Annotated in this window: 2 protein-coding genes; both read right to left on the reverse strand. The window is 71.3% G+C overall.

Annotated elements, in window-relative coordinates:
- Positions 1 to 1,496, reverse strand: a 1,496-nt coding sequence (locus ACLL9L_RS16865) for a lysine 5,6-aminomutase subunit alpha TIM-barrel domain-containing protein (protein ID WP_411285813.1), incomplete at its 3' end; no start/stop codon positions are given.
- A 95-nt stretch (positions 1,497 to 1,591) separates the two neighbouring features.
- Positions 1,592 to 2,827, reverse strand: a 1,236-nt coding sequence (locus tag ACLL9L_RS16870; RefSeq protein ID WP_411285814.1) for an amidohydrolase, incomplete at its 5' end; no start/stop codon positions are given.

Raw genomic sequence — 2,827 nt, forward strand, 5'->3', positions numbered from 1 at the left:
TTCATCAGGCCGAAGGTGCCGTCGGCGATCGCGGAGAGGAGCGGCGGGTGCCCGCCAGGTGCGCGATCGCTCGCAATCCTGTCCAGCAGGTCGATCGTCTCTCCCAGGGCCTGGCGCGCGCGGGTGGCGATGAACCCCTCGGGGCGCGGCCGGAAGTCCTCGTGCAGGGCACCGGCGGCCTCCATCACGTAGCGGACGTTCTGCAGGGCCAGGTCGCGGTCGCTCAGCCACGGGGTGACAACGGCTTCAGTCATCATCCCCACCAGCAGGATGCCCTGGCCGGTGAGAGCGCCGGCAAGGTTGAAGAACCCGTCCAGCAGGTAGCCGCGGAATACGTCCCCGGTCATGTGGCGTGTCGGTGGCATCCACTTAAGCGGCGCGTCTGGGAACAGCTCCCTCGCCAGCAGGGCGTGCGCAAGCTCGATCCTGAAGGAGTCGGGCAGCTCGGGATTGATCTCGAAGGCGTGTCCGAGGCCGAGCTGCCAGTCCTCGAGCCCGGCCTCCTTGGCGAAGAACTCGTTGAGCAGCTGGCTGGTCGTGACGGTGTGCGCCGCCTCGACGGCGTCCGCAGTCGTCAGGTAGTTGTCCTCACCGGTGTTGATGATGATCCCGGCGCGGGCGTGGACCTGGCGCGAGAACCGTTGGTCGACAAAGGTCCTGATCGGGTTGATGTCGCGAAAGAGGATGCCGTACATCGAGTCGTTGAGCATCATGTCGAGCCGCTCCATGCCCGCGAGAGCCGCGATCTCCGGCATACAGAGTCCCGAGGCGTAGTTCGTCAGCCGGATGTATCGCCCGACCTCCTTGCTCGTCTCGTCGAGGGCAGCCCGCATGAGCCGGAAGTTCTCCTGGGTGGCGTAGGTCCCGGCATACCCCTCGTGGGTGGCGCCCTCGGGCACGTAGTCGAGCAGCGACTGCCCCGTGGAGCGGATGACGGCGATGACGTCGGCGCCCTCGCGGGCGGCGGCCTGGGCCTGCGGGATGTCCTCGTCGATGTCGCCGGTGGCGACGATGAGGTAGATCCACGGCTTCTGCTTCGGGTCGCCGTGGCGCCGGACGAGCCGGTCGCGGGCGGCGCGCTGGCGGTCGATGCGCCGTATGCCGTGTGCCACCCCGGCGCGGGCTGCCCTGCGGGCCGCGGTGAGCTCGCGACCGTGCGGGAGCCGGAACGAGGCGGACCCGCTCGACGCTTGCTGCGCGAGGGTCAGCAGGTCGGGGGCCTGGCCGCGCCGCAGGGCGTCGAAGACCGGGGTCGTGACGCCGTGCTCGAGACCGACGTCGTCACGGACCGCCTGGACGAGGTGGTTGACCCACGGGATCCGCTCGTGGTCGGCGCCCGCAAGACCGGCCAGGCGCAGCGTGGCCCGTTCGACCGACACCGTGGTGTGGCTTCGGGTCATCTTCACGACCGGGGCGCCTGCCCTGTGGGCCAGGGCGCGGGCCCGCCGCACGACCGCGGGGTCGAGCTCGAGGCGGGCAGGGGAGGTGGAGGTCACGGGGTCAGCGTATCCAACGATGATGATATTCCGGCTCAGACTCTCTCAACCCGCAATATTGCCGTCCGGTCGACGGATACACCCTAGATTCTCCGTCAAGATGGCCCATGCACGACTGTGCCGTGCACGACCGTCCGCAGCGCTCTCGGGGGCGTCAGCGACCCGGAGAGGTCGGGCAGCTCGCCACCGACCCGGTCCCACACCGCGAAGGTCGCCGATCCCCCGACCCGCAGCACGCCGTGGCCGTCCATTGTGGCCGCCTCGTAGCCGCCGACCGTGTGCGCGCGGAAGGCCTCCTCCACGCTCGTGCGCTGGTCACGGTCGTGGTGCGCCACGCACGCCCGGACCGCCTCCCACGGGGCGAACGGCGTCACCGGGGAGTCCGACCCCAGGGCGACCCGCACCCCGGCGTCCAGCATCGTCCGGAAGGGGTTCATCCCGCGCACCCGCTCCTGACCCAGCCGCTCGGCATACATGCCGCTGTCTCCGCCCCAGCAGGCGTCGAAAGCCGGCTGGACGCTCGCCGCGACGCCCAGGGCTGCGAGCAGTCGCACCCCGTCGGCGTCGATCATCTCGACGTGCTCGAGCCGATGCCGCGCGGCCCTGAACGCCTCGAGCCCGGTGCGCGCCGCCGCCGCCTGCATCCCGGCGAGGACCGTGTCGACGCCGAGGTCGCCGATGACGTGGAAGCCGGCCTGGATCCCGGCCCGGGTGCAGGCGTCGACGTGGTCGCGCACCTGAGCGGCAGTGAGGAAGGCGTTGCCCCGGTGGCCGGGCCGGTCCATGTAGTCCTCGCGCAGGCTCGCCGTCCGGGAGCCGATCGACCCGTCGATGTTGAGGTCGCCGGCGAGACCTCGGGCGCGGTGGCGCGTGGCCAGCTCACGGGCGCGCTCCGGTGTGTCGACGAGCTCGGACCAGTAGCCGATGACCTGCGGCGAGCCGGGTTGCCCGGCCACGTCGAGGACGTCGGAGAAGTCCTCGGCCGAGCTGACGACGGGACCACCGTTTTCCTGCACCAAGGCGATCCCCGCGGCGGCAGCAGACCGCAGCGCGAGGGCGATGTCGTCCCGGCGCTGTCCCGGCGTGACCGAGGCGGCAAAGGCCTCCCGCGCGCGGTGGTGGGCCTCGGTGATGACCAGGCCGTCCGGCATCCGGCCCTCCGCGTCGGACAGGCGCGCCGCGGCCGCCAGGGCTGACGAGACGACGGCCGAGTGGCCGTCGACGCGGGGGGCGTAGACGACGCCCCCGTAGGTGGCCCGGTCGAGCTCGACGGCGGTGAACGGACGCCGCTCTGGCCACCGGGACTCGTCCCAGTTCTGGGCGTAGAGCGG

This window comes from Lapillicoccus sp., from assembly GCF_046595215.1.
Classification (GTDB): Bacteria; Actinomycetota; Actinomycetes; order Actinomycetales; family Dermatophilaceae; genus Lapillicoccus.